The organism is Bartonella sp. AA86SXKL, from assembly GCF_042196885.1.
Genome location: NZ_JBHIRE010000122.1, coordinates 1 through 1,135, shown reverse-complemented (window position 1 = coordinate 1,135; position 1,135 = coordinate 1). Strand labels below are relative to the sequence as shown.

The 1,135-nt window shown below is 39.6% G+C and carries 1 protein-coding gene and 1 pseudogene; one reads left to right on the top strand and one right to left on the bottom strand.

Translation table 11 applies throughout. The features are described 5' to 3' along the window. On the top strand, positions 1-435 hold a 435-nt coding region (locus ACFIO5_RS10365), incomplete at its 5' end, for a response regulator transcription factor (protein WP_375705358.1). Between the two features lie 508 nt (positions 436-943). Here ACFIO5_RS10365 and ACFIO5_RS10360 read toward each other — a convergent pair. After that, positions 944-1,135, bottom strand: a pseudogene (locus ACFIO5_RS10360) (SAM-dependent methyltransferase); the annotation flags it as partial.

Sequence of the window (1,135 nt, the reverse complement as noted above, 5' to 3'; positions counted from 1 at the left end):
AATTATGACACAAATTGCGATACTCTTTTAGATCCTGAAACAGGTGCCAATGATTATGTGACAAAGCCCTTTCGTTTTGCAGTACTTTTGGCACGAATTCGTGCCCAATTGCGCCAATATGAACAAAATGACGATGCTGTTTTGTACATTGGTCCTTATACTTTTAAACCTGGACAAAAACTCCTCATTGATCAACAAAACAATAAAATTCGCCTCACAGAAAAGGAGGCTGCCATTCTTAAATATCTCTCTTGCACTAATGAACAAATCGTCAATCGGGAAACACTTTTAGAACAGATTTGGGGCTATAATGAAAACGTTGTTACTCATACCTTAGAGACCCATATTTATCGTTTGCGACAAAAAATTGAAAAAGACCCCTCCAACGCACAAATCCTCATTACAGAGCAAAACGGATATCGTCTCAACCTTTAAATTTCACAGCAGTTATTACTGCCAAAACAATTATGATGTCCATTCATTTTTCTTCTCCGAAGGCAAAATAAAGAAGATTCAACACTTTGATCTATTTGGAAAACCAAAATACAGTAAGCTTCTTCCTACAAACCTTAGCATTCACAAGCAGAAAAAGATCATTGCGTATATGTTCACAAGCGAAATAAACATATGGAAAGTGCTGTAAAAAGGATTGACAATTCCTCTGACAGTCCCTCTCAATGCAAGCATCATGAGACATATGGGAAGCCAGCCCAATAAAATGAGGGCGCCAATTTGTCCCTTTACAAGCACGGAGATTGATGGTCAGACCTTGTTTTATACATTTCACGGACGCCATCATCGGATGGAGTTGCACTCTAGTCGAAATTGTTTCAAGAAAGCGTGTGAATTCGCACCATAATAGCATTTTTGCTTTGCGTGAAGAACTGTTCTCCCATTAAAGAACGCACTAAACAAAAGCGTGAGACAATGCATAACCTCAAAATCAAGAGGAGAGAGAGCTCTCACGCGCTTGTGGCAAAAGCGCAGGCATAAAAACACGCCGCGACTGGCGACGCTGTAGAAGCAAACCTTGATAAACACGTTTCTGAGCCTGACAGATTAAAAGGCCACCAAAATAAGGTAAAAGATGACGTGCCACCGGTTCATAAAAAAATGAAAAAAAGCGCGATACAGA